Source organism: Nesterenkonia rhizosphaerae, assembly GCF_039544555.1.
Taxonomy (GTDB): Bacteria; Actinomycetota; Actinomycetes; order Actinomycetales; family Micrococcaceae; genus Nesterenkonia; species Nesterenkonia rhizosphaerae.
Genome location: NZ_BAABLW010000006.1, coordinates 1 through 25,839 on the forward strand (window position 1 = coordinate 1; position 25,839 = coordinate 25,839).

Here is a 25,839-nt window from a genome sequence, read left to right on the forward strand (position 1 = left end):
CACTAATCCACTTCCTGCAAGCAGGAAGCTTCATCGTTCGACTTGCATGTGTTAAGCACGCCGCCAGCGTTCATCCTGAGCCAGGATCAAACTCTCCATCAAAAATTTAATAGAGATAAAAACAATGTGACTCACTAATATCCAACCCTGCCGGAAAAACAGAGCCTCACAGGATAAGAGCGATATTCACAAGGTTTTCGATAATCCATGGCTATGCTGCGATCTCCTGTCACGGGGGTGACAGTGTCGCAACTAACCAATTTAATAAATCGGTATCAAAAAACTTGGCACACTATTGAGTTCTCAAACAACAAGCGCTTTCGACACCATCAGTTCTTTTAGAACTGAATCGCTCCGAAGCAACTATTTAAGCTTACCTGGTCCGTTTCGCGTTGTCAACTCCGCCTTTCAGTGAAGTTCACGATACATTATCGGTTTAGCTATTCGTTTTCTGTGATTAAAGAATCACTTTGTTGCCCTAAGGCAGCTCGTCTAACTTACCCGATCGCTTTCCGCTTGTCAATCTCACCCTGAGGCGGCTGACTGGGCACGACGGAACCAGATGAAGTTTTAAAAGATCAAGCGCGGCGATCCGCCGCTGAAGTCCTCGAGGCTGAACGGTCCGCTTTTTGCTTTCCCGCTCTGCTGGCCTTTCGGCCTGCGCCCTGAGCACGAGAAAGAACTTTACACACGATTCCCGGGGCGTGCAAACCAGATCCGGGGTGACCTCCCTCACCCTTGCGATAGGGCTCCGGGAGACCGTATCTGCAGGTCAGACCTTCTTGATCACCGCAAGGTTCTTCTTACCGCGACGGACTACAAGGTACTGGTCATGGAGCCATGCTGAAGCTTCAACAACAGCGTCGCCGTCGTCAACTTTGGTGTTGTTGATGTAAGCCCCGCCCTGCTGAATGGCACGGCGGGCTTCTCCCTTAGAGGGAACCAACTCGGTGGCTGTTAGCACGTTGATTCCGGTGGCATCTTCGGCGGGCAGCTCAGCAACGGTGACTTCGGCAGCAATGCCGCGCAGTGTAGGTTCATCGATCTCGGTGATTTCACCTTTACCGAAGAGCGCATCGGAAGCTGCAATGGCTTTGCGAACTGCATCCTCCCCGTGCACCAGAGCGGTGACCTCCCACGCGAGGGTGCGCTGTGCCTCACGCTTGAAGGGCTCTTCTTCCACAGACTTCTGCAGCTGTTCGATGTCCTGGCGGGTGAGGAAGGTAAAGACCTTCAACCGGTCGATGACATCGCTGTCAGAGGTGTTGAGCCAGAACTGGTAGAAGGAGTACGGCGAGGTGAGCTCTGCATTGATCCAGATCGCATTGCCCTCGGACTTGCCGAACTTGGTGCCGTCAGAGTTGGTGATCAGCGGGGTTCCCAGTGCGTGGACATGTGCGTTCTCTGCTTTGCGGATCAGCTCGGTGCCTGAGGTGAGGTTGCCCCACTGATCAGATCCGCCGAACTGCAGTGTGCAGCCATACTCACGGTGCAGCTGCAGGAAGTCGTACCCCTGAAGCAGCTGGTAACTGAACTCGGTGTAGGAGATGCCTTCATCCGAGGCCAGTCGCTTTGCGACGATCTCCTTCTTGATCATGGTGCCTACTCGGAAGTACTTGCCGATATCGCGCAGCATCTCCAAAGCACCCACACCCTGCCACCAGTCCAGGTTATTGACCATGCGGGCAGCATTGTCTCCTTCGAAGGAGATGTAGTGCTTGACCTGATCCTGCAGTGCCTTGACCCAGCCGGCGACAACATCCGGGGTATTCAGAACGCGCTCCCCGGTCTGCCGGGGATCGCCGATGAGCCCCGTGGCACCTCCGACCAGACCCAGCGGCCGGTGTCCGGCCAGCTGGATGCGGCGCATGGTCAGCAACTGGACCAAATGTCCAAGATGCAGCGACGAGGCGGTCGGGTCGAATCCGCAGTAGTAGGTGATGGGCTCCCCCGCCAGGGCCTTCTCCAGCGCCTCCTCGTCAGTGGAGACGTGGACGAGACCGCGCCACTTCAGCTCCTGGAAGATGTTCTCGAAGCTGGGGTCATTGCTCTGCTTGTCCAGTGCGGGGTTGCTCTCAGTCACGAGTTGTACGTTAGCACCGCCGTCGTACTAAACGCTGAATCCTGCAGGCAGGTCGCGCGAAGCGAGAACACGCAGCGAATGTGTGGAGCGGGTCAGGGCCACATAGAGACTGCCGATCCGCCCGTGAGCCTCCTCAAGCAGTTCCGCCGGCTCAACCAATACCACTGCATCGAACTCCAGCCCTTTGGCCTCTTCTGCGGTCATTGCCACAATGTCCTGAGTCATCGAGCCCGCGCCGCGACCAACACGTTGCCCATAGGCGGTGATGAGCTCCTCACGAGTGGAATCCAGCAGACGTGCCGGGGCGATCACGGCCACCAGGCCCTCGCCGATCCGCTCATGCTCGGCGGCGACACCGGTGACTGCGGCGTGGATCAGCTCCTGTGCGTTAACCCGCTGAATGATGGGTTCGAAGTCGCCCTCGCGCACCGTTCGCAGTGACGTCACCTCCAACCCATTGGCTGCCGCGACGCGTTCGGCCAGTTCCACCATGATGCGCGGGGTGCGGTAGTTCACCGTCAGCTCTTCGATCCGGAGCCGATCGTCGATGAACGGTGCAAAGGCCTCGCGCCAGTCGGTGGACGCCGAGGGAGAAGACCCCTGCGCGATATCCCCCACCGCCGTCACAGACTTCAGCGGGACTCTCCGGAAGAGCACATGCCACTGCATTGGCGAGAGTTCCTGTGCCTCGTCCACCACAACGTGACCATAGGTCCAGGTGCGGTCCACCCCTGCGCGCTCGGCCGCCGACATGCTCGGACCGGAGTCAGCATTGAGCGCTGCGACATCTTCTGCACTGAGGAAACCTTCAATGCCCATCTCCGCCATCTGCGGAGTGACGTTCTCCACCGCTTTGCGTGCGTTCTCCAGGTCCTTCTCGCGCGCGGCCTTCTGCCGGGCTTCTTCGCGTCCGGCAGATTCATCCAGTTCACCGAGCAGTTCGGCTGCTTCATCCAGCAAAGGCGCGTCGGCCACGGTAAAGGCGGTCCCTGGGGAGCGCTGTAGCAGACGCTGTTCCTGGGCTGTGAGCTGCGTAGCCACCGCCGCCAGATACTTCGGCTTGGAGAACAGATCCTCTAACAGGTTCTGCGGGGTCCGCGGCAGCCAGCACAGGTTCAGCAGCACTCGTACCTCGCGCGAGCTGCGGACTTCCTCCACCAGGTAGCTGCGGTCGGCCCCGTTGCCAGCAGAGCGCTTCTCAAGAATCCGCTCAAGCTTCTCCGCGATCTCCTTGACCACCACTTTCACGAAGGTGGTCCGCGCTTCGTTATACGGCTTGCCGGTGGCACGCGCGCGCTCTAGCCCGCGGCGGATCATCTTGGGCGTCACAGTCACTTCAACGCCCTCTACCGTGACGATGCGCGGTTCCGGGATATTCCGCTGCCGAGCGCGCACCGCGGAGGCGATGATGTCTACCCAGTCGAGGCGGCCCTTGATCTGAGCCACCCGCGGATCGGTTTCCTCGACACCACGCACACCCGGGTAGAGATCTGCCAGCGAGGACATCACCACGCCGGTCTCGCCAAGTGAAGGCAGCACCCGTTCGATATAGGACATGAAGGTGGAGTTGGGGCCCACGATCAGCACCCCAGCAGATTTCAACCGGTCACGGTGAGCGTAGAGGAGGTAGGCGGCGCGGTGCAGGGCAACAGCGGTCTTTCCGGTGCCGGGGCCGCCCTGGACAACAAGCACGCCGGAGCGATCAGCACGGATGATCCGGTCCTGCTCGGCCTGAATGGTCGCGACAATATCGCCCATCTGTCCGGTGCGGCGGGCCTTCAAGGCCGCCAGCAGGGCGCCATCACCATGGTTCTCCGTGGACTCTTCGAGCACCGAGGTGTCCAGTACCTCATCCTCAAGACCCTGCACCTCACGGCGCTTGAGCAGCAGATGACGACGACGACGCACGCCCTGGCGATCAAAAGCGGTGGCCTGGTAGAAGACACCGGCCTCCGGGGCGCGCCAGTCGAGCATGAGCCGCTGCCGGCCTTCACTGGTCAGACCGATACGGCCGATATACCGGCATTCACCGGAGTCGAGATCAAGACGACCGAAGACTAGTCGGTCATCCACAGCATTGAGCTGCGCCAGCCTGTCTTCGTAGAGAGCGGCGAAGGCGTCGCGCTCAGACTGGTTCTGCATCGTGCCCACTGCACCGGTACGACGCACTTTAGCCAGCTGCGTCTGTTTCTCCTCGCGCAGCTGGTCCAGCCGCTGGTAGAGGTGCGCGACGAATTCTCGCTCCTCCTCCAGTCCGGCTTCCAAAGGCGGCATCCCCACAGCTGTTTCGGCACTATGGCCGTTGGCAGTGGCGGAGTCGGCAGTATTCTCCGTGCCCGGCGTCGTCGTTGTAACCGGGGTGTTGGTGTCACTCATCAAGCAAGGCAGCTCTCAGTCGCGAATCAGATGACCACCAATCTTACAGCGGCTGGAGTGAACGGCAGGTAACACGCCAGTAAGCACGCCGATCAGCGACTCAACCAGCCCCGGGGACGTTCTTTCCTGGCCGGTAGGCGGAGACCGAGGAATTCTGGGCGCACCAGAACCGCCACGGGAACGCCGAGCTTCCACCGATCCCGGACACTCCCACTCGAGGTCCGCTGACTATCGGTTCCTGCACTGCCTGCGGGTCCGGGGGTGTCAACCGGAAACTCACTTCGGTATTCGGTGGTGGCGGAAGGAAGTCGGGGTCGTAATCGGCAATCTGCAGCGCGGTGCCATCCATAGGCAGCGTGACCCCAAGTCCCTGCCCCAGCCGTCCCGGACCGGAGAGCAGCTTGCTGCCGGTGTCTTTGCCGCCCCGGCGCTCCACGGCAAGCTCACGCCCTGCCAGGATCTCCCCCGCCCGCAGCAGCACTCCTCCGGCGCCTTCGGCATTGGCGACCAGGTTCAAGCACATGTGGATGCCATAGGAGAGGTACACATAGGCGTGGCGGGGCGGACCAAAAAGCGACGCGTTGCGTGCAGTGCGCCCGGTGTAGCTATGTGCCCCGGGGTCCTCGCCTTGGTCTCCGTAGGCCTCTACCTCGGTCAGCCGCACAGTCACGGATCCACGCGCGGTGGTCACCGTCAGTTCGCAGCCCAGCAGTGCCGGGGCCAGGTCGGCGGCATGCGCATCGAATAGCGTCTTTAGTTCGGAGGCCGATATCACCGCTGACGGCTGCGTGCCGGGCTGGGGGTCGCTGCTGTTCACGGTGTCCCATGATGGCAGAGAATCCTCCGGCCGCGTTTAGCTCCACACAAAGTTCCACGAGCCGCTGAGCACAGCGGCTGTCACGGCCGTCATAGCGATCACGGCACTGACCAGCAGCACGGGCAGGTCCCGGCCGGATAGCCGGGCTGGCCGTGCCCAGCTGCGCGGACCCGCCCCGAAGCCACGGGACTCCATCGTGATGGCTACGCGGGTGGCTGTGCGGATGGCTTGGACCAGGAGGCCGAATGCCTGCGAACCAATGGTGCGCGCTCTAGCAGCTAAACCGCCGTGGGCGCCCAGCCCACGGGCCCGGCGTGCGTAGCCGAGCGTGGTCCAGTGCTCAGCCAGCAGCCCCAGCAGTCGCATGGCGGCCAGCGCTCCCAGGACGAACCGTGAGGGCAGCTTCAGCTGCTGCGCCAGCGAGTCCGCCAGGTCGGTGGGGTCAGTAGTGGAGAAGACAATGACCGAGGGCAGCACGATGGCGAATGCTCGGGTGCCCAGGGCGATGCCCAGTTCCAGAGACCCCTGGCTGATAGTGGTAAAACCTAGATCCAGCAGGATCCGCCCTGTTTCTTCGCCGGCGATTGCGGTCCCCCATGCTGCCACCACCGCGCCAAGCGCGAAGGGCCAGATCCGTGCCAGGAATCCCCTGATGCGGATACCAGCGACCGGCAGCAGCAGGAAGCTGGCGGCAATGACTACTGCAGAACTGACCCAGTCAATGCTCATCACCAGGGCGAGAGTGATCAGCACCAGGCCGATCAGCTTCGCCAGCGCGTTGCGCCGGCCCAGCCAGGAGGTATCCCGGGTGCTGCGCAGCATAGGCGCTCCGCCTGATTCGCCGTCTTCCGCAGCAGGAACATCCTGCCCGGGGGCGGCGGCGACGTCGTACCTGCGGGCGCCAATTGCGCGCAGGAATGCCTCATCATGAGTCACCGCGCACAGCGCACCTGAAGCATCGAGATGCTCGCGCAGCAGAATAATCAGCTCGGTGAAGGTCCGGGCGTCCTGGCCGAAAGTCGGTTCATCCAGAAGCAACAGGTCGGCACCGCCGGAGAGTGCGGTGCCAACAGAGAGTCGACGCTTCTCTCCCCCGGAGAGGGTGAAGGGGTTCGCCTGTGCGAGTTCGGTGAGGCTCAGCCGATCCAACAGCTGCTCCACGCGGAGCTGGATCTGTTCTTCGGTGAACAGCGGCTCGTCGGTATTCGAATCTCGCGCCTGGCGAGCGCCGAGGGCCAGTTCCTCAGCAACACTGCCGGTCACGAACTGATGCTCGGGCTCCTGGAAGACCATGCCGATGCGGGAGATCAGCTCGGCGGGGCGCCACTGGTGCGGGTCAGTGGGTTCTGGGCTGGCGTGAGCGTTGCTCTGCTGTGCAGCCGCTGGTCCTGCAGCTGTACTGAGCAGAGCCGGCTGAGCCTGCAGGGTTCCGCCGTGCAGCGGAAGCAGCCCGGCCAGACTCAGCAGGAGAGTGGACTTGCCGGCGCCGTTGGGACCGGTAATTCCTACCGCTTCCCCCTGGTTAATGGTGATATTTATATCCCGCAGTACCGGCTCCGGCTGGGGACCGCGGCGCCAGGATGGGCGCGGAGCGTGCCGAGACACCGCCATGGCTGTACCCCGCAGCAGCGGTTGAGCCCGCGCGCGGGGCCGATCCATCGGCACTCTGCCGTCCTTCGCTGCGCCGCCCGCAGCTGCGCCGAACACGCTCAGCGGGTCGATCCCAGGGACCCACAGGCCCATGTGCGCGAGCTCCTGGCGCAGCTGTTGGTCACCATAAATGTCCTGCGCAGGAACCCGCCTGGCCACTGCACCGCCGGGCTGGAGCACCAGCAGGGTGTCCATATGCTCAGCCCACACTTCCAGCCGGTGTTCCACCACGACGACGGTGGCGCCGGTCTGTTCAGCGGCTGCCAGCACCGTGTCGCGAATCTGGGTCACTCCGGCTGGATCCAGGTTGGCGGTGGGTTCATCAAGAAGCAGAAGCCCCGGTTGCATGGCCAGGATCCCGGCAAGCGCCAGGCGTTGCTTCTGCCCCCCGGAGAGCTGCGCAGTGGGGTGCTGCAGTCCGAAGCTGCCCAGTCCGACCGCCTCCAGGCAGCGGTGCACCCGCTCCCAGATCTCCTCCCGGGGCACAGCGAGGTTCTCAGCGGCGAAAGCGACGTCGTCGCCCAGCCGGCTCAGGATCACCTGGGATTCAGGATCCTGCTGCATCAGACCAGCAGCGCCCCGGGCCTGCGATGGGGGTAGCCCATCCAGCAGAAGGTGCCCTGCAGATGTGGCGTCCTCGCCGTGGAGCACGCCGGCGAGTCCGTGCAGCAGCGTGGATTTGCCCGCCCCAGTTGGTCCTGCCAGCAGCACCTTCTCCCCGGGGCGAATATGCAGGTCCACCCCTTGGACAGCCGGTGCCGACCGGTCCGCGTGCTGCCAGGTCCAAGATTCGGCACGTACTTCTACGCCACCTTCTGCGCCCCGTCTGCTCGCTTGTGCCCAGTGGGTGGACGTCGTCGTCGACTTCTTGCTCACCGGTTCCGGCCTCATCAGCGCTGGGTGGCCGCACCGGCACCAGTGCCGAAGGCCGGCTCCAGATGTGCCCGGCGTGAGGCAAGCGGGGAGAGCACAGAGGTGGCAGCCAGACCGCGAGTGGCCAGCCAGGGCAGCAGCCCGGCGATCACCGCCCCAGAGAGCGCGAAGCAGCCGATATGGATGGCCGTCTCCAGTGGCGCATAGGCATACATCGGCATGATCCAGTGGTAGTTGGCACCACCGGCAAATCCAGCACCAGCACCGGCCAACAGGGCCACATCAGCGCTGAAGCGCCTGTAGAGGAAGGCTAGGAAGATCAGTTCAGCGCCCACACCCTGCATGAACCCGGAGAACAGCACGGTCAGCCCCCACTGGGATCCCAGCAGGGCCGAGACTGTGGCTGCCACCACCTCGCAGTAGATCGCGGCACCGGGTTTGCGGATAATAAGTGCCCCCAGGGCCGCAGGGAAGAGCCACATGCCGTGTACCAGGGTCTCGACCGGCGGGTAGAAGGCGAAAAGGTTGCCCACAAAGTGGAAGCTGAGATTCCAGCCCCAGAAGATCACACCGGAGGCGACCGCCAAGGTGGAGGCCACCACAATGTCAGAGACGCTCCAGCGGAACGTGCGGGCACGCTGCGGGTAGCGTGCAGCAGCGGCAGGTGCGGAAACAGATGCGCCAGCAGGGCGCGCAGAATCATGAGTCATATGCTCGACTTCCTTCGCAGGTTCTAGCCTGGGCAGGTTCGAGGGTCAGGGCCTTCAGCCCACTCTCAGCGACTGCGGATCGGTGACCAGCACCGTCCAGGGTCGCTCCCCTGTCGTGAATTGTTCTTGCGCCACCGGGTAGGTGACTCACAGCACAGTAGCATAGGCGCGCTGACCTGCGGCGACGCAGGCCGAAACCGCCTGCATCTCAGTCGGACTCGGCAGTCAGCTCAGCATACTCAGCGGCGAAGCCAGCCACCTCATTCACATACTCAGCCGACTGGTTATAGGCCAGAACTGCCTGCACCCAGCCCTCATCACTGCGCAGATCTCCGCCGCGCTGACAGAGATAGGCTGCCGCGGTGAGAGCGGCGTCGTCGTACTGCTGCGGGTTGCGTTCGCCATCGCGGTTGCCGTCCTGGGCGTAGAGCCGCCAGGTGCTGGGGATGAACTGCATAGGCCCGACGGCCCGGTCGTACTCGGTGTCACCGTCAAGCTCACCGCCGTCAGTGTCCGGGATCTCCATCACCCCGGGGCTGCCGTCCAGGGCAATGCCGATGATGGCGGGTTCGACGACGCCGTTCGCACCAATCTCAGAGCCCCCATAACGGCCGTGGTGCGATTCCACCCGTCCGATGCCGGCCAGGGTGTTCCAGCCGATGCCGCAGCCGGGATGAGTCTCCTGCGCCCGCAGCGCCGCACCGGCATAGGCTTCCAGCGCGCGTTCGGGAATGCCGGTGGCCTCCGCTGCCTGAAGCACCCAGTCGGGGTCTGCCATGTCCGCAATCGACCCCGCTGCCACAGGCTCTCCCGGCGGCACCGCAGAGGTGTCCTGGTGCTCCGGGTTGCGCGGTGGCAGTGCTTGGCCAGGCTCGTCTGGATACTCCTGCTCGGCAGTCCTGTGCCCTGACTGATCAGGATTCTGGCCACCGGGCTGAACCAGGATGATGAGGACGACGACGGCGCTGAGCACCGCCACGATCAGCACCGGAGTCATCCGCCAGAGTCTGCGCAGCCTGGCCAGGGGTGTCAGCTGTGCCGGCGATGCTGTCCCGGTCTTCTTCCGGCGAGTTCTCTGCGCTGCTGCTGGCCGTGGGCCGGTTCGTCTGCTGGTGCTGATGCTCAGCCCTCGGTGGGCGCAGGTGCCAGGGTGGAGCCCATCTCTTCCAACGCTGCGCGGAAGTCGGCTGCTTTCTGCTGTGCTGCCTGCAGCTGTTCAGCCACCCGCACCGGGGCTGTCCCACCGACTGCATCGCGGGAGGCCAACGATCCTTCCACGGTCAGGACTTCCCTGACAGCCGGGGTCAGTGCGGGGTGGATCGCGGCGAGTTCCTGATCAGTGAGCTCATGAAGTTCCTTGACCGGGCTGTGCTGCTCGCAGGCTCTGACACATTCCCCGGCCACTTCGTGCGCCACCCGGAACGGCACTCCCTGCCGCACCAGCCATTCGGCGATATCGGTGGCCAGCGAGAATCCCTGCGGGGCCAGCTCGGCAAGGCGCTGCGGGTGGAAGGTGAGGGTGGAGATCATTCCGGAGACCGCAGGCAGCAGCAGCTGAAGGGTGTCTACGGCGTCGAAGACCGGTTCTTTGTCTTCCTGCAGGTCACGGTTATAAGCCAGCGGAAGGGCTTTCAGCGTAGCCAACAAGCCGGTGAGATCACCGATGAGACGTCCGGCTTTGCCGCGTGCAAGTTCAGCGATGTCCGGGTTCTTCTTCTGCGGCATGATCGAGCTGCCAGTGGAGTAGGCGTCATCGAGGGTGACAAAACCGAACTCCTTGGTGGCCCAGATGATGACCTCTTCGCTGATGCGGCTGAGGTTCACACCGATCATGGCCGTGACCCAGGAGAACTCCGCGACTAAGTCCCGGGACGCGGTGCCGTCGATGGAGTTCTCTACCGGGCCGTTGAAGCCAAGCTCGTGAGCCACCTGCGCGGGGTCCAGCCCGAGGGAGGAACCTGCCAGAGCGCCCGAGCCATATGCGGAGTAGGCCATCCTGCGGTCCAGATCCCGCAGCCGGTCCACATCGCGCAGCAGCGGCCAGGCGTGTGCCAGCAGATGGTGGGCCAGCAATACCGGCTGTGCATGCTGCAGATGGGTGCGTCCGGGCATAGGCGCTTCGGGGTGCTTCTGCGCCTGGGCAGTCAGTGCCTCGACCACATCCAGGACCCCGGCGGCGATCCGTCGGGACTCATCTCGCAGGTACATGCGCACCATCGTGGCGATCTGGTCATTGCGGGAACGCCCGGCTCGCAGCTTTCCACCGAGCTCGGTGCCGGCACGCTCCAGCAGTCCGCGCTCCAGGGCGCCATGGACATCCTCATCTGATTCAGCGGGCTGGAACCGGCCAGCGACGACGTCGGCCTCCAGCTCAGTCAGCGCTGAGAGCATTCCGTCCAGCTCATCCTGAGTCAGCAGACCTGCCCGGTGCAGGACCCGGGCATGTGCCTTGGATCCGGCGATGTCGTAGCGGGCGAGCTTCCAGTCGAAATGCGTGGACTTGCTCAGCGCCGCCATCACATCGGCCGGACCTGTTGCGAACCGTCCGCCCCATAGTGAGCCTTTATTGGTGCCGCTGCGCTTTTCGCTCATCATCCTGCTTCCCCTTGTCCGTGATTCCGCTTCGCCAGCATAGCTGTGGGGCAGGCTCTGCTGAGCCCACCCCACACCAGTTCGAGTCAGTCCTAGTTACTTCTGGACGCCTGCCCCGGAGAGGTCGGGTTTGCCATAGAGGCGCTCCTCGCGCTGCGAGGCCGTCTTGGCAGAGAGCCCGTAGATATCGATGAAGCCACGTGCGCTGGACTGGTCGAAGGTGTCACCAGTGTCATAGGTGGCGAGGTTGAAGTCATACAGCGACGTCTCTGAGCGACGTCCCAGGACAGTGGCCCGGCCGCCGTGCAGCTCCAGGCGAATATCGCCGGAGACGTACTTCTGAGTCTCGTCGATGAAGACATCGAGGTTCTTCTTCAGCGGAGAGAACCACTGGCCGTCGTAGACCAGCTCGGTCCAGCGCTGGTCCACAGTCTTCTTAAATCGGGCCTGCTCGCGCTCCAGGGTGATGTTCTCCAGCTCGCGGTGGGCAGCCATCAGCGCCATCGCGCCGGGAGCTTCGTAGACCTCGCGGGACTTGATGCCCACCAGGCGGTCCTCAACGATGTCGATCCGGCCCACACCCTGGGCACCGGCGCGGCGGTTGAGCTGCTCAATAACCTGCAGGGCAGTCAGGGTCTCACCATCCAGGGCTACGGGAACACCCTGGTCGAAGGTAATGGTCACCACGTCAGGCGCCGGTGGGAATGCCGGGTCTTCGGTGTAGTCGTAGACGTCCTTGGTGGGGCTGTTCCAGATGTCCTCTAGGAAGCCGGTCTCCACGGCACGGCCCCAGACGTTCTGGTCGATGCTGAAGGGGTTCTTCTTGGTGGTCTCGATCGGCAGATTGTGCTTTTCGGCGTATTCGATGGCCTTATCGCGGGTCAGTGCCAGGTCACGAACGGGTGCGATGCACTTCAGCTCCGGGCCCAGAGTCTGGATGGAGACTTCGAAGCGGACCTGGTCATTGCCCTTGCCGGTGCAGCCGTGAGCCACGGTCGTGGCGCCGAACTGCTGGGCTGCGGCCACCAGGTGCTTGGAGATCACTGGGCGAGAGATCGCCGAGACCAGCGGGTAGGAGTCCATGTAGAGACCGTTGGCCTTCAGCGTCGGCATGCAGTACTGCTCGGCAAATTCATCACGGGCATCAGCCACATAGGCTTCTACGGCACCGCAGTCCAGGGCGCGCTGGCGCACAGTCTCCAGGGACTCACCGCCCTGCCCGACGTCGACGGCAACGGCGATCACTTCGGCGCCGGTAGCCTCGGCGATCCAACCGATGGCTACTGAGGTGTCGAGGCCTCCGGAGTAGGCCAGAACAATGCGATCAGTCACGTGGGGCTCCTTGTTATGCGAGGTACAGGTCGGCTCACCGAGAAGTCTACATAAATATTCGCTGCATTGCATAATCACGCACTAGGCCCATTCCCGACCATGCATGCAAGGCCGATAAGCTTGCTCCATGGCAGATACCAACGACGCCGACCAGGTCCCCGAACTGACTGACGAGCAGCTGGAGTTCCTGAACTCCATGTTCGATCTTGCGCGCGCCGGCAAGACTGAAGAACTGCTGGGCCTCATTGACCAGGGGATCCCGGTGAATCTGACCAATTCCAAGGGCGATTCCCTGCTGATCCTGGCCGCGTATAACGATCATGCAGATCTAGTAGCGGGCCTGCTGGAGCGTGGCGCCGACGTCGATCGACTCAATGACCGCGGCCAAACCGCGGTCTCCTGCGCAGTGTTCCGGCAGAACGAAGAGATCGCCACAAGCCTGCTGGACGCTGGTGCTGATGTACATCTCGGCACCCAGAATCCCTATGCTGTGGCGGAGATGTTCGGCCTGGACAAGATGCGCCAGCTGCTGGATCAGCACACTCCTGGTGCAGATACCTCTACTAGCTGACACCACGGGCTCAGCGCGCCTATAGACAGCGGAGGCCGCGAACCCTAGAATCTGTGCTCACCATCCCTAATACCGATTGCGAAGAGGTGCCTCACCCTGGTGGACGCCATACGCCATGCGGTCATGCGACGTCGACGATGTTGCTCCGCATCCGTAGTGAACCTGTCTTATCCGTCTCTACACGATGACGCCGGCCGCTGGGGAGCTGTGACGCTTAAGTGATCACTGCTCTTCTTCTGCTACTGGGCTGTCTTCTTATCCTTCTCATCATCGCGGCGAACGGCTACTTTGTGGCCCAGGAATTCGCCTATATGTCGGTGGATCGAAACCGACTTCGCGCCATGGCTGACAGCGGCGATCACGCCGCGCAGCGCGCACTCGACGTCACTGGACGCACCTCCTTCATGCTCTCCGGCGCACAGCTGGGTATTACCGTCACCGGCCTGTTGGTGGGTTATGTGGCCGAACCCCTGGTGGGCGAGGGCCTGGGCACACTCTTGGGCGGCGTCGGCATTCCGGCGGCGGTCAGCGTGACCGTGGGCACGGTGCTGGCACTGACTGTCTCCACAGTGGTGCAGATGATCTTCGGTGAGCTTTTCCCGAAGAACTATGCGATCGCCAATCCGGTGCCGTTGGCACTTGGCCTGGCTCGCTCCACCAAGATCTACCTGCGCGCCTTCGGCTGGCTCATCACCATCTTCGACAAGGCCGCCAACGGCCTGTTGCGACTGCTACGGATCGAGCCTGTCCACGACGTGGAGTCCAGCGCCACGGTCAAGGATCTGGAACATATTGTCACCAGCTCCCATGACAGCGGGGACCTGCCGGACGAGCTGTTCCTGGCACTGGACCGGATCCTGGACTTCCCGGATCACGACGTCGAACACGCGATGGTCCCGCGCTCTCGCACCGGCTATGTGCAGCCCCGCACCACACTGGGCGAGGTTCGCGCCATGATGGCTGAAGAGCACACCCGCTACCCGGTGGTGGATGAGGAGGACGAGCCTATCGGCATCGTTCATCTCATCGACTTGCTGGGCACCGACCTCAAGGACGAGGCCGCGGTCACCGAGCTGATGCGCCAGCCGGTCATCGTTCCCACCCTGATGCCACTTCCTGAAGCGGTGCGGCTGCTGCGCGCTGAAGGAGCGCAGATGGCCTGCGTCATCGATGAGTACGGCGGCTTCACCGGCGTGGTCACCATGGAGGACCTCGCCGAGGAGGTCCTCGGTGAAATCACCGATGAACACGACACCGAAGACCCTGCAGGCATTGAAGCCCAAGGCGAGTTCCAGTGGCAGGTGGACGGTGATCTGCACCTCGATGAGGTGGAACGAGCGATCGGCCACAGCATCCCCGAGGGTGATTACGAAACCCTCTCGGGCCTGCTCATCGCCCACGAAGGCACGCTGCTGGAGGAGGGCCAGACCGTCCGGGTGGAGCTGCCTGCTGACCCGTCAGACTACGCGGAGGAAACTGTGCCCCAGCGCTGGCTAGAGATCACGGTGACCAGCGTGGACCGCCACGTACCGGAGTCGGTGCGCGTGGTGTTGCACGAGAAGGAGGGTGACCAGACATGAATGACTGGTTGATTCCCGCGCTGGCAACAGTGGCGATCATTGTTCTCTCGGCGTTCTTCGTGATCATCGAGTTCTCGCTTCTGGCAGCCCGTCGGCATCGGCTGGAAGAGTCTGCTGAGACCAGCCAGACCTCACGTGCAGCCCTGCGCAGCCTCAATGAACTGACCCTCATGCTCGCCGGTGCGCAGTTGGGCATCACCGCCTGCACCTTCGCGCTCGGTGCGGTGAGCAAACCCGCAGTGCACTATGCGCTGACCCCGGTCTTTATGTCATGGGCCATGCCGGGCTGGGCGGCCGATGCGTTGGCCTTTGCCCTGGCGCTGCTGGTCATGACCTTCCTGCACTTGGTGGTCGGAGAAATGGCACCGAAGTCTTGGGCGATCGCTCACCCTGAGTTCTCTGCGCGCGTGGTGGCACTGCCGTCGCGGGCGTTCATCAGGATCTTCCGCCCGCTGCTGAGGTGGATCAATGGCATCGCCAACCGGCTGGTCGCGGCCACAGGCGTGGAGCCGGTGGATCGCGCGGCGGCAGGCGGCTATGACTCAGAAACCATCCGGCATCTGGTGGAGCACTCCACACGGGCCGGAGTCCTAGATGAGGCTTCAGGGACGCAGATCTCCAGCATCATTGAGCTGGAGTCCCTGACAGTCCAGGACGTCATTGCCGAACAGCAGGGCGCTGTGGCCCCTACGGTCCCGGTGACCGCCACCGCACATGAGGTGCAACAAGCTGCTCACCGCAGTGGCGAGCTCCGCGTGCTGCTGACCCCCCTGCAGGATGCGCCCCTGATCGTGCACGTGCGGGACACACTCAGCGTGTCCGCCGATCACTCCGCACGCGAACTGGCCCGCCCTGCACTGGTGGTCTCTGCTGAGGCCTCCGTATATGAGGCCTTCCAGCAGATGCGCGCCGCGGGTGAACAGCTCGCAGTAGTCCGCTCCGGCAACGCCTTTGCTGGAGTCCTCACCTGGAATGACATCCTCAATCGGGTCTGGCCGAATATGGAGGAACAATGGGCCTAAGGCCGCAGCACGGAGGCTGAGCTCCGGTCAGAAGCATCACGACGAGGGCTGAAGGAGGTCACCGGTTCATCCGGGCCCCTTCAGCCCTCTTCTGTATGGAAGCGCACCCCGGCCTCATTGAAAATGCTCAAAATCTCGGTGTTCTCCGGTCCCACTGCGGACATCGCGTGCGGGGTGCGCGTGTCGAACTCGGCGGCCTCTCCGCGATGCAGGATGATCTCCCGGTCATCCAGTTGCAGGCGCAGTCGCCCAGAGAGCACATAGAGCCACTCGTGCCCGCCGTGAGTCCCTAAAGGCCCGTCGTGAGCCGGGCGGGGACGCAAGACGATCTTGTAGGTCTGAATATGCGAGGTCTCTGGTGAGAGCGGATGGAAAGTCGCCTCCTCACGCTCCCAGGGGTCACGCTTGACTCTGGGATCCTCCACCACTGGTGTCAGCAGCTCATCGATGCTGATGTCCAGCGCCTTGGTCAGCGGCAGCAGCAGTTCAAGATTCGCCTGCCGTTTTCCGGCCTCCAACCGCGAAAGCGTGCTGGCGGAGACGCCGGCTTTCTTCGCGAGACTCTCAAGGGTCCATCCCCGACCAGTGCGAGCGGCACGCAGCCGAAGTCCCAGATGCTCAAGCTCTTTCATGCCCCCAGCATCCCGAAAGTTTGCCGATTCCGCAATCTGTCATGACATATCAGCAGTCTCAGCCCACCATGGATTCATGACCACTACACAGATCACTGAAGAACATCTGCCTGAACTGCAGCTCTGGGACGCCATTGTCATCGGAGGCAGCGCCGCCGGCCTCAGTGCTGCACTGACCTTGGGACGCGCTCGCCGCAGTGTGCTGGTGATCGACCAGCAGCGCCCGCGCAACCGCTTTGCCGACCATATGCATGGAGTCCTCGGACTCGAGGGCGTTGACCCTGCAGAGCTAGTCCGGCGTGGCCGCGAGGAAGCCGCACTATACGGCGCCAAGTTCCTCTTTGCAGAGGTGACCGACGTAGCTGACAGCACCGCCGAAGAACAGCCAGGGTTGCGCATCACACTGGAGGACGGAAGAACGATTCTCGCTCGCACTGTGATCGCTGCCAGTGGCCTCACCGACCAGCTCCCCGCCGTGCCAGGACTCGCCGAGCGCTGGGGCAAGACCGTGCTGCACTGCCCCTACTGCCACGGCTGGGAAGTCCGCGACAGACCGCTGGGAGTCATCGCCAATGGACCGATGTCCAGCCATGTCGTTCAGATGATCCGCCAGTGGAGCGCGAATGTCACCTTCTTCAGCGCCGGCGCCGGAGAGCTGCCTCAGGACATGCTGCAGCGACTGCAAGCCCGCGACGTCGTCGTCGAGCCCTCCCCCGTTATCCAAGTCCACGGCGAGGGAGCCAGCATCACAGCGGTTGAGCTTCAGGATGGCCGCAGGATCCCGCTGGATGCGCTCTTCGCGGTAGCCACCATGACTCCTCACGATTCCTACCTCCAGCACCTGAGGTTAGAGCGCAATGAGACTCCGATGGGCAGCTTCCTCGCGGTGGATCAGATGTTCCGGACCAGCCATCCACGCATCTGGGCCGCTGGAAACGTGGCCAATCCTGGGGCGAATGTGCCGCTGTCCATCAGCAGCGGCAACTTTGCCGGGGCCGCGGTGAACGCTGCACTGACAGAAGAAGAGTTCGACCGCGCCGTGGCATCGTCACAGCAGCGCACATGATGCAGCTCACATGCTAGCGTGTGGGATGACCGAGGGGTGTCCTGCAAGGGACTGAGACGCCGCTGGTCTGCTTCACCGATGCAGACGGCGCGGCAACCCTTTGAACCTGATCCGGGTCATGCCGGCGAAGGGACGGGCCGTCAGCGCGGCTGGGCAGCACAGCTACCCAGGGCTTCGCGCAGTCACCACTACAGGTGAGCCGACGACGGCGCTTCTCTGACCCTCATGGACCGGACTCACCGACACCGTGATGATGAGGAGAGGCCTTATGACAACCTTGTTCGAACGCCTGAAGGAAGCCGCCGGTCAGGAGTGGCTCAACTACACCGATCATGTCTTCATCCAGCAGATGGAGGCCGGAACCCTGCCTCCGGAGGTCTTCAAGGAGTACCTCATCCAGGATTACCGGTTCCTGGTGCAGTTTGCCCGGGCTTATGCGCTGCAGGCCTATAAGAGCCGGACTATGGCGGATATCCAGATCGCGAGTAAGGGTCTCGCCGACGTTATCCACGAGACGGATCTGCACGTGAAGCGGCTTGAGACCGGCTGGGGCGTGAGCCGCCAGCAGATCGAATCAACTCCCGAGGCGTGGACCAATGTGGCCTACACCCGATTTGTGCTCGACGCCGGCAGCTCCGGCGACCTGTTGGACCTTGTGGTGGCCCAGGCACCATGTGCTATCGGCTATGCGGAAATCGGCGAACGGCTGAAGCCGGCTCTCGAGGCAAACCCTGAGCACCCTTACGCCGAGTGGATCGGTGAATACTCAGCTGACTGGTACCAGCAGGTCAAAGTGGAGACCATCAGCCATATCGATGCGCTGGCGGCACGCACTTTCACTGAGGAGCGCTTCAGCGAGCTGGCCGAGATCTTCACCACTGCCACCCGCATGGAGGCACAGTTCTGGCAGACCGCGTTCGATCTAGCGGCCGCCAACGCCTGAACCCACCCCTGTCGCTCAGCCCCGAGACTCAGCCATTGCGGTGAACCGGTCTGCCACTGCTGCACCGCCGGTCGGCTCGGTGGTGACCAGCATGATCGTGTCATCCCCTGCGATAGTGCCCAGCACTTCCTTCATCCCGGCATGGTCCACGGCGCTGGCGAGGAACTGTGCAGCACCGGGCGGGGTGCGCAGGATCACCAGATTGGCGCTGGCCTCCGCGGAGACCAGCAGGTCCCGGCACAGCGAGGCCAGCCGCGCCGTCGTCGTCGCCTCCGGCTGGTCACTGGTGAGTTCCCCGGCGTGCCCCTCCCCCGGTACTGCATAGACCAGCGTGCCATCAGCGCTGCGCACCCGGGCCGCTCCGATCTCCACCAGGTCACGAGATAGCGTGCCCTGGGTGACAGTGACGCCGTCATCGGCGAGCCGCTGAGCCAGTTCGGCCTGGGAACGGATGGAGGAGCGGCTGATCAGCTCGCGGATCTTGGCCTGGCGGGCGGTCTTGGTGGTGGGTGTCATCGCAGCGTGCCCTGTTCTGCCTCGCGCACCAGGGCCACAGTCTGCTCATCGGCCAGTCCAGACTCCACCAGCAGCCAGGCCATCAGTGCCTTCTGCGCATGCAGTCGGTTCTCGGCCTCATCCCAGATCACTGACTGCGGTCCGTCAATCACCTCCGCAGTGATCTCCGCACCGCGGTAGGCCGGCAAGCAGTGCAGGACGATCGCGCCGGGCGCCGCCAGCGCCAGGGCCGCAGAGTTGACCTGGTAGTCGCTGAAGAGCTCCATGCGCTGAGCCTTCTCATCCTCCTGCCCCATGGAGATCCAGGTATCTGTGGCTACCACGTCGGCATTCTTCAGTGCAGTCTGCGGATCAGTGGTGATGGTGACGCTTCCTCCGGTCAGTGCGGCCCGCTGCTGGGCCGCCTGCACGATCTCCTCGGCCGGCAGATATCCCTGCGGTCCGGCGATGCGCACATCCATGCCCGCATTCACCCCGGCCAGCAGATAGGAGTTGGCCATATTGTTGGCAGCGTCCCCCAGGTAGGCCAGCGACCGCCCTGTGAGCTCAGCGTTGCCCTGGGCAGCGAAATGCTCGCGGATGGTCTGCAGATCAGCCAGCAGCTGGCAGGGATGATAGTCATCGCTGAGCGCATTGATGACCGGCACCCGCGAGTACTGGGCCATCTCCTTAAGTCCGGCTTGGGCATAGGTGCGCCAGATGATCAGGCTGACCTGCTTCTCCAGCACCCGGGCGGTATCGGCCACCGACTCCTTATGCCCCAGCTGGGACTCCCCCGGATTGACGATGATCGGCTGGCCACCCAGCGCGGCGATACCAGCAGCAAACGAGAACCGGGTACGGGTGGAGGTCTTATCGAAGATCACCGCGGCGGTCTGCGGCCCCTGCAGTGCCTTGAGCGCGTACGGATTGACCTTGAGGTAATCAGCCAGGTTGAGAACCTTCAGCTGCTCCTCATTGGTGAGGTCCAGGTCGGTGAGGAAGTGGCGGGTGCTCATGAATGGTCCTTGGATTCGGTGGTCGAAGAGGCGGCCTGTGAGGCGGTGATATCAGTGATCGCGCTAGTCAATCGGCTGAGGAAGAGCTCAGCCTCCTCAGCCGTGAGGTTCAGTGGAGGTGCCAGCCGCAGGGTCTTCTCTCCTGTGGCGTTGATGATCAGCCCGTGACGTTCCCGTGCGGTGGTCACCAGGTCCGGCGCGGCAATATCAGCGAGGTCGACGCCGATATGCAGCCCGTACTGGCGAACTTCGGTGACCCGCGGCATGGCCTGCAACCCGGTGGCAATCTGCGCCCCGATCTGCTGCACATTCTGCAGCAGTCCGGCGGTCTCGATGGCGTGCAGGGTGGCCAGTGCCGCGGCAGTCGCCAGCGGGTTGCCTCCGAAGGTAGTACCGTGCTGTCCGGCGCTGAGCAGCGTGCTGGCCTGGGGCCCGAATCCGACCATCGCCCCCACCGGAAAGCCTGAGCCCAGGCCCTTGGCCAGCGTCATCAGATCTGGCTGGGCTGCGCCGTCGGCCACCGCTTGGAAACGGAACCAGTCTCCGGTACGCCCCACCCCGGTCTGCACCTCATCAAGGACCATCAATGCCCCGGTGGCGCGGGTGAGGTCCCGTACGCGCAGCAGATAGGCGTCATCGATGGGTTTGACCCCTGCTTCACCCTGGATCGGTTCCAGGATGACTCCGGCGACGTCGCCGTCAGCGAATGCGGCTTCAAGTGCTGAGATGTCATTGGGGGCGAGGAAATCGACGCCGCCGATCAGTTCTCCGAAAGGCTCCCGGTAGGCGGCTTTATGCGTCAGTGACAAGGCCCCCAGGGTGCGCCCGTGGAAGCTGCCCTCCAGCGCCAGAATGCGCCCCTTGCCGCTGCTCTGCCGGTGCCGCAGCACTGCCTTCAGTGCCGCTTCATTGGCCTCTGAACCGGAGTTGGCAAAGAACACTGCCGATCCTGCCGGGGCCTGCGCCAGCTGCAGCAGCTTTTCGGCACAGGCGATCTGCGTGGGGCTGGTGAACAAGTTGGAAATATGACCCAGGGTGGCCTGCTGAGAGGTCAGCACCGAGGTGATCAGCGGGTGCGCGTGGCCCAGCGCGTTGACGGCGATGCCGCCGAGCATGTCCAGGTATTCACGCCCATCGGCATCCCATACCCGCGCCCCGGAGCCGCGCACCAGCACCTGCTGCGGCGTCCCGAAGACTCCCATCAATGAGTCCTGGTAGCGCTGCAGCAACTGTGAGCTGGGCTGGGCTGGGGCCAGGTCCTGGGACGTCAGAACGGTGGTTTCCTGCTGTGAATCGGTCATGAGGTCTCCTCATCGGGGACCACCTGGGTGCCCACGCCTTCGGTGGTGACAATTTCTAGAAGCATGGAATGCGGCTGCCGGCCGTCCACAATATGAGCCCGGGCAACACCTGCCTCCACAGCAGCCAGAGCGGCGCTCATCTTCGGGATCATTCCGGCTTCCAGGGAGGGCAGCATGGCGCGCAGGTCAGCGGCGGAGAGTGAAGAGATCAGCGAGGATTTGTCCGGCCAGTTGGCATAGAGGCCCTCGACATCGGTGAGCATCACCAGCTTGGCTGCGCCCAGGGCTGCGGCAACTGCTCCGGCGGCGGTGTCAGCGTTGACGTTGAGCACCTCACCGGTGGGCTGGCCCGCAGCGTCGAATTCCGGCGCAATGGTGGAGATCACCGGGATGCGACCGGCGGCTAGCAGATCCTGCACGGCGGCGGGGTTGACTCCGGTCACTTCACCCACCAGCCCGAGGTCTACTTCTTGCCCATCGACGATGGCTTTTTTCCGGGTGGCGCGCAGCAGCGCGGCATCCTCACCGGAGAGCCCGACGGCGTAGGGCCCGTGCGAGTTGATCAAGCCGATGAGCTGGCGCCCGACTTGTCCGGTGAGCACCATGCGGACCACTTCAAGGGCTTCGGGGGTGGTGACCCGGTACCCGCCCCGGAACTCCGACTCAACGCCCACCGCTTCCAGCATGGCGTTGATCTGCGGACCACCACCATGGACGACGACGGGGTTGACCCCCACGTGACGCAGGAAGACCACGTCCTCTGCGAAGGCGCGCCGCAGATCATCGTTGATCATCGCATTGCCGCCGTATTTGATGACGATGGTCTCACCGGCGAACTTCTGGATCCAGGGCAGCGCCTCGATCAGTACAGCGGCCTTATCGGCAGCGGTGGCCAGTGTGCCCACATCTCGCGGGGTCAGGGAGGTCTTCTCAGTCATGATGGCTTTCAGCGTCGGGTTCGTTGCTACCGCAACGAACGGTGCGTGCTAGGAGGAGTACGCACTGTTTTCATGGACGTAGTCATGGGTGAGGTCATTGGTCAGAATCGTGGCCTCGGCCTCGCCTGCTTTCAGGTCAATGACCACCTCCACCAACCGGTCGGAGAGGTCTACCAGGCTGCGGTCTTCACCGATGCCGCCGGCACGGCAGATCCACACACCGTTGACGGCCACATCGATTGTCATCGGGTCGAAGGCCACGTCGGTGGTGCCCACTGCTGAGAGGATTCGGCCCCAGTTGGGATCGCGTCCGAATATGGCGGTTTTGAACAGATTGGAACGGGCCACCGCACGCCCGGCAGTCTCTGCTTCATCTTCAGTGGCGGCGTTGATGGTCCGGATAGCGATCTCGTGGTGAGCGCCTTCGGCGTCGGCGATCAGCGCAGCAGCAAGGGTCTGGCAGACCTCGGTGAGGGCGGTCTGGAACTCAGTGAGATCTACTCCTGCTGGGTCAGCATCGGGGTGAGCCCCGGATGCCATGGCGATGACCGTGTCATTGGTGGACATGCAGCCGTCGGAGTCTGCCCGGTTGAAGCTGACCCGAACCGCTTCGCGCAAAGCGGCGTCTAGCGCCTCGGCGGAGATGACGGCGTCAGTGGTGATCACCGAGAGCATGGTGGCCATTCCTGGTGCCAGCATTCCAGCACCTTTGGCCATGCCGCCTATGGTGAATCCGCTTCCGCTGGCGGTGGCGGTCTTGGTGACGGTATCGGTGGTGAGGATGGCTTCTGAGGCTGCGGCCCCGGCGTCGTCGTCCTCCCCCAGGGTGTTGACTGCGGACTCCACCCCGGAGAGCAGCGCGGGCATATCCAACCTCACACCGATGAGCCCGGTGGAGCAGACCAGCACATCGGTAGCTGAGACATCCTGCCCGGCACTACTGAGTTTCTCGGCAACCTGTTCGGCCGTGGTGTGAGTATCGGCGAAGCCCGGTGCCCCGGTGCACGCGTTGGCTCCACCGGAGTTCAGCACCACGGCGTCTGCCCGACCGTCAGAGATGACCTGGCGGGACCACAGAACTGGTGCCGCCGCTACCCGGTTGGTGGTGAAAACAGCAGCAGCATGCTTCAGCGGGCCGGTGTTGACTACCAGGGCGACATCGCGTTTCGCGGTGCCATCCTCGGCGGGACTCTTCAGCCCGGCAGCTACTCCGGCGGCGATGAAACCGTATGCAGCGGTGACGCTCATGGTGCAACTCCCAGCAGGTTCAGCCCGGTGGTCTCGGGCAGACCCAGGGCGAGATTCATGGACTGTACTGCGCCACCGGCAGTGCCTTTGGTGAGGTTGTCAGAGGCGGAGACGACGACGACGCGGCCGGCATGCTCATCGACTGCCAGCTGAACGGTGACGTGATTGGAACCGATGACCTGTTTGGTGGCTGGCCACTGACCTTCTGGCAGCAGGTGCACGAAGGGCTCGTTCTGGTACTGCGCAGTGTAGGTTTCGCGCAGCTGGGCTTCGGTGATACCGGGCTTCAGGCGGGCGGTGGAGGTAGCGAGGATGCCGCGGGTCATCGGCGCCAGAGTTGGCGTGAAGGAAACCTGGACCTCTTCTGCTGCCACCCAGCTCAGTCCCTGTTCGATCTCTGGTGTGTGGCGGTGCGATCCGCCGACTCCGTAAGGGCTCATGCCGCCCATGACTTCCGAGCCCAGCAGGTGCGGCTTCAGGGCCTTGCCGGCGCCGGAGGTTCCGGTGGCGGCTACGATGACAACATCAGTCGGTTCCACGAGCTTGCTGTGGAAGGCCGGCGCCAGCCCCAGCAGAATGGTGGTGGGATAGCAGCCCGGTACTGCGATGCGCGTAGCACCAGCCAGCTTGGAGCGCTGACCGGGCAGTTCAGGCAGACCGTAGGGCCAGGTCCCTTGGTGAGCGGAGCCGTAGAACTTCTCCCAGTCGGTACCGGATTCCAGGCGGTGATCGGCCGCGGCGTCGATCACGATGGTGTCGTCCCCCAGCTGTGCCGCGATCTCGGCAGAAGCCCCGTGAGGCAGGGCGAGAAAGACAACGTCGTGCCCGGCGAGGTTCTCTGCTGTGGTCTCGGCGAGGATTTTGTCCGCCAGCGGGTGCAGATGCGGCTGGATTTCTCCCAGTCGCTGTCCAGCACTGGAATGTGCGGTCACAGTACGGATCTCTGCCTGTGGGTGGTTGGCCAGCAGGCGCAGGATTTCTCCTCCGGCATAGCCGGAGGCTCCGGAGACAGCGACAGAGTAGGTCATACCGCCACTCTACGCGATTTTATGCATCAGCATCAATATTTATGCATAGGACGGCGTGGAGATGATTCCGCATGCAGCGGACGTTCGTGGAAGTGAAGGCATCCTTGGGTACCCTGTGTCACATGAGTGAGCCCACTGTGTACGAAGAAGATCTTCCTGATGTCATCACCGTTGTTCAGGCCCGCGAGGCTGGCGGGGTCGAGGTCTTCGAATCCGCCGAGGTTCCCGCCCCGCGCCCGGCCGAGGGCCAGCTGCTGGTCAAGACCGCTGCCGCGGGCGTGAACTTCATTGAGACCTATCAGCGCAGCGGCGTCTACGCCGTCGAGTACCCCTTTGTGCCTGGCAAAGAAGGCACCGGCACTGTTTTGGCTCTAGGCGATGGCGTAGAGAGTTTCTCTATTGGCCAGCGCGTGGCCACCACCGAGGCTGCTACCGGGACCTACGCAAGCCACTTCCTGGTTGATGCCGCTAAAGCTGTGGCGGTGCCAGATGAGATCACAGACGAACAAGCCGCCGCGCTACCCTTGCAGGGGGTGACTGCCCACTACCTGATCAACTCCACGTATAAGGTCGCCCCGGGTGAGACTGTGCTGACCCACGCTGGCGCCGGCGGTGTGGGTCAGATTCTGACGCAGCTGCTGAAGGCCCGTGGTGCACGCGTGATCACCACCACCTCCAGCGAGGAGAAGGCTGAGATCGCCCAGGCGGCCGGCGCTGACCATGTGCTCGGCTATGACGGCTTCGCGGAGAAGGTTCGCGAGATCACCAACGGCGACGGCGTCTCCGTGGTCTATGACGGCGTCGGCAAGGACACCTTCCAGGGGTCCCTGGAATCACTGGCGGTCCGCGGGATGCTGGTGCTCTTCGGCGGGGCCTCCGGGCAGGTGCCGCCCTTCGACCTCCAGGAGCTCAATGCCCGCGGTGGCCTCTTTGTCACCCGCCCCTCTGTCCAGTGGTATCTGCGCAACGCAGAAGAACGCAACTGGCGATTCACTGAGCTGTTCGCACATTTGAGCTCCGGTGATCTGAAGCTCAATATCGGTGGCACGTACCCGCTTGCCGAAGCAGGGCGCGCTCAGGATGATCTGGAGAACCGCCGCACCACCGGCAAACTGATCCTGGTGCCTTAACCCGGCAGGGGTGAGATCACCCCGAAGCGGTGGCCTCACCCTGCAAGACACCCAGTCAGGCTGATGCGTCCACCTCTTTCCGGTCTTCGCTCCAGCGAGTGTGGAAGGTACCTGGCTTATCAACCCGCTCATAGGTATGAGCCCCGAAGTAATCACGCAGCCCCTGCGTCAACGAGGCCGGCAGTCGATCACGACGCAGACTGTCGTAATAAGCCAATGATGAACTGAACACCGGCGCTGGCACACCATAGGTGGCCGCGGCAGCAACCACACGTCGCCATGCGGGCAAGCACTCATTGAGCGCCTCGGTAAAGGCCGGGGCCAGCAGCAGATTCTTAGGCCGCTCCTCCGGGACCTCGTAGGCCTTCATGATGGTATCCAGCAGATCCGCCCGGATAATGCAGCCCGCCCGCCACAACGAAGCAATGGTCCG

At 63.2% G+C, this 25,839-nt stretch carries 21 protein-coding genes, 1 rRNA gene, 1 pseudogene and 1 riboswitch; of the genes and pseudogenes, 6 read left to right on the forward strand and 17 right to left on the reverse strand.

Features of this window, described 5'->3' with window-relative positions:
• The 9 genes from ABEA23_RS05555 to ABEA23_RS05595 all read right to left on the reverse strand — a co-directional run.
• Window positions 1-102, reverse strand: a 16S ribosomal RNA gene (locus ABEA23_RS05555); the annotation flags it as partial.
• A gap of 670 nt (window positions 103-772) precedes the next feature.
• A complete protein-coding gene (gene tyrS, locus ABEA23_RS05560) occupies window positions 773-2,083 on the reverse strand; it encodes a tyrosine--tRNA ligase (protein WP_345477083.1) in 1,311 nt (436 codons plus the stop codon).
• 27 nt (window positions 2,084-2,110) lie between these two features.
• Complete coding sequence (locus ABEA23_RS05565) at window positions 2,111-4,357, reverse strand: HelD family protein (RefSeq protein WP_345477101.1); 2,247 nt, start codon at window positions 4,355-4,357, stop codon at window positions 2,111-2,113.
• Window positions 4,358-4,559: 202 nt separating this feature from the next.
• Window positions 4,560-5,231, reverse strand: a complete 672-nt coding sequence (locus ABEA23_RS05570) for a DNA-3-methyladenine glycosylase (protein WP_345477103.1) — start codon at window positions 5,229-5,231, stop codon at window positions 4,560-4,562.
• 81 nt (window positions 5,232-5,312) lie between these two features.
• Window positions 5,313-7,802: an ATP-binding cassette domain-containing protein gene (locus ABEA23_RS05575; RefSeq protein ID WP_345477084.1), complete on the reverse strand. Its 2,490-nt coding sequence runs from the start codon at window positions 7,800-7,802 to the stop codon at window positions 5,313-5,315.
• 14 nt (window positions 7,803-7,816) lie between these two features.
• Window positions 7,817-8,509, reverse strand: coding sequence for an ECF transporter S component (locus ABEA23_RS05580; RefSeq protein WP_345477085.1), 693 nt, complete (start codon window positions 8,507-8,509; stop codon window positions 7,817-7,819).
• 208 nt (window positions 8,510-8,717) lie between these two features.
• Window positions 8,718-9,506, reverse strand: coding sequence for a lytic transglycosylase domain-containing protein (locus tag ABEA23_RS05585; RefSeq protein WP_345477086.1), 789 nt, complete (start codon window positions 9,504-9,506; stop codon window positions 8,718-8,720).
• Window positions 9,507-9,631: 125 nt separating this feature from the next.
• Window positions 9,632-11,104 (reverse strand): argininosuccinate lyase, encoded by a 1,473-nt coding sequence (gene argH, locus ABEA23_RS05590; RefSeq protein WP_425577125.1) that lies wholly within the window; start codon window positions 11,102-11,104, stop codon window positions 9,632-9,634.
• Between the two features lie 93 nt (window positions 11,105-11,197).
• Window positions 11,198-12,433: an argininosuccinate synthase gene (locus tag ABEA23_RS05595; RefSeq protein ID WP_044496624.1), complete on the reverse strand. Its 1,236-nt coding sequence runs from the start codon at window positions 12,431-12,433 to the stop codon at window positions 11,198-11,200.
• A 127-nt stretch (window positions 12,434-12,560) separates the two neighbouring features.
• Here ABEA23_RS05595 and ABEA23_RS05600 point away from each other — a divergent pair, with 127 nt between their 5' ends.
• The 3 genes from ABEA23_RS05600 to ABEA23_RS05610 all read left to right on the forward strand — a co-directional run bounded on the left by ABEA23_RS05600 (window position 12,561) and on the right by ABEA23_RS05610 (window position 15,606).
• Entirely contained in the window at window positions 12,561-13,004 is a 444-nt protein-coding gene (locus tag ABEA23_RS05600; protein ID WP_345477087.1) for an ankyrin repeat domain-containing protein, read from the forward strand.
• A 218-nt stretch (window positions 13,005-13,222) separates the two neighbouring features.
• Window positions 13,223-14,584 (forward strand): hemolysin family protein, encoded by a 1,362-nt coding sequence (locus ABEA23_RS05605; RefSeq protein WP_345477088.1) that lies wholly within the window; start codon window positions 13,223-13,225, stop codon window positions 14,582-14,584.
• Window positions 14,581-15,606, forward strand: a complete 1,026-nt coding sequence (locus ABEA23_RS05610; protein ID WP_345477089.1) for a CNNM domain-containing protein — start codon at window positions 14,581-14,583, stop codon at window positions 15,604-15,606. The genes ABEA23_RS05605 and ABEA23_RS05610 overlap by 4 nt, the downstream gene beginning before the upstream one ends.
• An 80-nt stretch (window positions 15,607-15,686) precedes the next feature.
• Here ABEA23_RS05610 and ABEA23_RS05615 read toward each other — a convergent pair whose 3' ends face one another.
• Window positions 15,687-16,238 carry a helix-turn-helix domain-containing protein gene (locus ABEA23_RS05615; protein ID WP_345477090.1) on the reverse strand — a complete coding sequence of 184 codons (552 nt, stop codon included), beginning with the start codon at window positions 16,236-16,238 and terminating at the stop codon, window positions 15,687-15,689.
• Between the two features lie 76 nt (window positions 16,239-16,314).
• On the opposite strand from ABEA23_RS05615, the gene ABEA23_RS05620 reads away from it, so the two are divergent.
• Both ABEA23_RS05620 and tenA read left to right on the forward strand, forming a co-directional pair.
• Entirely contained in the window at window positions 16,315-17,304 is a 990-nt protein-coding gene (locus tag ABEA23_RS05620; protein ID WP_345477091.1) for an NAD(P)/FAD-dependent oxidoreductase, read from the forward strand.
• A gap of 22 nt (window positions 17,305-17,326) precedes the next feature.
• Window positions 17,327-17,454: riboswitch (TPP riboswitch) on the forward strand.
• A 118-nt stretch (window positions 17,455-17,572) separates the two neighbouring features.
• Window positions 17,573-18,247 (forward strand): thiaminase II, encoded by a 675-nt coding sequence (gene tenA, locus ABEA23_RS05625; protein WP_345477092.1) that lies wholly within the window; start codon window positions 17,573-17,575, stop codon window positions 18,245-18,247.
• A gap of 15 nt (window positions 18,248-18,262) precedes the next feature.
• On the opposite strand, the gene ABEA23_RS05630 is transcribed toward tenA, so the two are convergent.
• The 6 genes from ABEA23_RS05630 to argC are packed head-to-tail and all read right to left on the reverse strand — an operon-like array spanning window position 18,263 to window position 24,276.
• Window positions 18,263-18,763: an arginine repressor gene (locus tag ABEA23_RS05630; RefSeq protein WP_345477093.1), complete on the reverse strand. Its 501-nt coding sequence runs from the start codon at window positions 18,761-18,763 to the stop codon at window positions 18,263-18,265.
• The gene (gene argF, locus ABEA23_RS05635; RefSeq protein WP_345477094.1) at window positions 18,760-19,761 is read right to left on the reverse strand and encodes an ornithine carbamoyltransferase; all 1,002 of its coding nucleotides are present in this window, start codon (window positions 19,759-19,761) and stop codon (window positions 18,760-18,762) included. The genes ABEA23_RS05630 and argF overlap by 4 nt, the downstream gene beginning before the upstream one ends.
• The gene (locus ABEA23_RS05640; RefSeq protein WP_345477096.1) at window positions 19,758-21,062 is read right to left on the reverse strand and encodes an acetylornithine transaminase; all 1,305 of its coding nucleotides are present in this window, start codon (window positions 21,060-21,062) and stop codon (window positions 19,758-19,760) included. Before ABEA23_RS05640 ends, argF begins: the two co-directional genes overlap by 4 nt.
• Window positions 21,059-22,000 carry an acetylglutamate kinase gene (argB, locus tag ABEA23_RS05645; RefSeq protein ID WP_345477097.1) on the reverse strand — a complete coding sequence of 314 codons (942 nt, stop codon included), beginning with the start codon at window positions 21,998-22,000 and terminating at the stop codon, window positions 21,059-21,061. The genes ABEA23_RS05640 and argB overlap by 4 nt, the downstream gene beginning before the upstream one ends.
• Window positions 22,001-22,048: 48 nt before the next feature.
• Entirely contained in the window at window positions 22,049-23,248 is a 1,200-nt protein-coding gene (argJ, locus tag ABEA23_RS05650) for a bifunctional glutamate N-acetyltransferase/amino-acid acetyltransferase ArgJ (RefSeq protein ID WP_345477098.1), read from the reverse strand.
• On the reverse strand, window positions 23,245-24,276 hold the full coding sequence (gene argC / locus ABEA23_RS05655; protein ID WP_345477099.1) for an N-acetyl-gamma-glutamyl-phosphate reductase: 1,032 nt from the start codon (window positions 24,274-24,276) through the stop codon (window positions 23,245-23,247). The genes argJ and argC overlap by 4 nt, the downstream gene beginning before the upstream one ends.
• A 122-nt stretch (window positions 24,277-24,398) precedes the next feature.
• Between argC and ABEA23_RS05660 the strand changes: the two genes are divergently transcribed.
• A complete protein-coding gene (locus ABEA23_RS05660; protein WP_345477100.1) occupies window positions 24,399-25,406 on the forward strand; it encodes a quinone oxidoreductase family protein in 1,008 nt (335 codons plus the stop codon).
• A gap of 64 nt (window positions 25,407-25,470) precedes the next feature.
• Here the strand turns inward: ABEA23_RS05660 and ABEA23_RS05665 are convergent.
• A pseudogene (locus ABEA23_RS05665) lies at window positions 25,471-25,839 on the reverse strand (NADP-dependent phosphogluconate dehydrogenase); the annotation flags it as partial.

Coding starts and splice junctions, on each gene's coding strand:
- ABEA23_RS05565 (WP_345477101.1), bottom strand. CDS start 4,357: ATGCCGCCTTTGGAAGCCGGACTGGAGGAGGAGCGAGAATTCGTCGCG.
- ABEA23_RS05580 (WP_345477085.1), bottom strand. CDS start 8,509: ATGACTCATGATTCTGCGCGCCCTGCTGGCGCATCTGTTTCCGCACCT.
- ABEA23_RS05585 (WP_345477086.1), bottom strand. CDS start 9,506: ATGACTCCGGTGCTGATCGTGGCGGTGCTCAGCGCCGTCGTCGTCCTC.
- argH (WP_425577125.1), bottom strand. CDS start 11,104: ATGATGAGCGAAAAGCGCAGCGGCACCAATAAAGGCTCACTATGGGGC.
- ABEA23_RS05600 (WP_345477087.1), top strand. CDS start 12,561: ATGGCAGATACCAACGACGCCGACCAGGTCCCCGAACTGACTGACGAG.
- ABEA23_RS05610 (WP_345477089.1), top strand. CDS start 14,581: ATGAATGACTGGTTGATTCCCGCGCTGGCAACAGTGGCGATCATTGTT.
- ABEA23_RS05615 (WP_345477090.1), bottom strand. CDS start 16,238: ATGAAAGAGCTTGAGCATCTGGGACTTCGGCTGCGTGCCGCTCGCACT.
- ABEA23_RS05620 (WP_345477091.1), top strand. CDS start 16,315: ATGACCACTACACAGATCACTGAAGAACATCTGCCTGAACTGCAGCTC.
- tenA (WP_345477092.1), top strand. CDS start 17,573: ATGACAACCTTGTTCGAACGCCTGAAGGAAGCCGCCGGTCAGGAGTGG.
- ABEA23_RS05630 (WP_345477093.1), bottom strand. CDS start 18,763: ATGACACCCACCACCAAGACCGCCCGCCAGGCCAAGATCCGCGAGCTG.
- argF (WP_345477094.1), bottom strand. CDS start 19,761: ATGAGCACCCGCCACTTCCTCACCGACCTGGACCTCACCAATGAGGAG.
- ABEA23_RS05640 (WP_345477096.1), bottom strand. CDS start 21,062: ATGACCGATTCACAGCAGGAAACCACCGTTCTGACGTCCCAGGACCTG.
- argB (WP_345477097.1), bottom strand. CDS start 22,000: ATGACTGAGAAGACCTCCCTGACCCCGCGAGATGTGGGCACACTGGCC.
- argJ (WP_345477098.1), bottom strand. CDS start 23,248: ATGAGCGTCACCGCTGCATACGGTTTCATCGCCGCCGGAGTAGCTGCC.
- argC (WP_345477099.1), bottom strand. CDS start 24,276: ATGACCTACTCTGTCGCTGTCTCCGGAGCCTCCGGCTATGCCGGAGGA.
- ABEA23_RS05660 (WP_345477100.1), top strand. CDS start 24,399: ATGAGTGAGCCCACTGTGTACGAAGAAGATCTTCCTGATGTCATCACC.